At 51.7% G+C, this 625-nt stretch carries 1 protein-coding gene; it reads left to right on the top strand.

What is annotated here, in order from left to right; translation table 11 throughout:
* Nucleotides 1-168: 168 nt before the first annotated feature.
* Nucleotides 169-625, top strand: a 457-nt coding sequence (locus tag KP705_RS16110) for a hypothetical protein (RefSeq protein WP_252348428.1), incomplete at its 3' end; no start/stop codon positions are given.

Genomic DNA, 625 nt, shown 5'->3' with positions numbered 1-625 from the left:
TACAGAGAGAGATTTTATCTTATTTATATCTAGGGTTTTACCGATCATCCTTTTCCCTTGGGGAACCGCCAAAAATGGCTTGCCATTAGGTCGCACCACGTGCGACCATAAAGTCGCACAGTGTGCGACCTATTCGGCACTCATACAGAGGTTTCCCACATGCGGAACATGACCCGTCTCAAGACCCCAAAAGATCGGCTTCGTGAAGATCAGGCCGAACAGGTTCGCCAAGCCCTTTTGCCGTTTTTTGACAATCCCGATTTTGACCATGATGCCCTTGGCCGGGTCATGGTCACCGTTCAACGCATTACTACCCCAGCCCCCGGAACAACGGAGCCGTTTGTTATGATCCGTCCCGCACAGAACCGTGCTGTCACCTTGTGGCTAATGAAGAACAGTAAACGTCCAATGAAGGCCGTGGACGTCTGGACGCTCTTGTTCGACCACCTGTTCCCACATACCGGACAGATCATGCTAACCCGCGAAGAAATCGCCGAAAAAGTCGGAATTCGGGTCAACGAAGTTACAGCCATCATGAATGAACTGGTGAAGTTCGGTGCGATTTTCTCCGAGCGCGAAAAGGTAGCCGGTATGCGAGGGCCGGGTCTTGTCCGCTACTACATGA

Origin of the sequence: Gluconobacter sp. P1D12_c (assembly GCF_018812105.1) — a bacterium.
GTDB lineage: Bacteria > Pseudomonadota > Alphaproteobacteria > Acetobacterales > Acetobacteraceae > Gluconobacter > Gluconobacter oxydans_A.
Note: the sequence above shows the minus strand (reverse complement) of the source record. Positions and strands in the feature narration are given on the sequence as shown.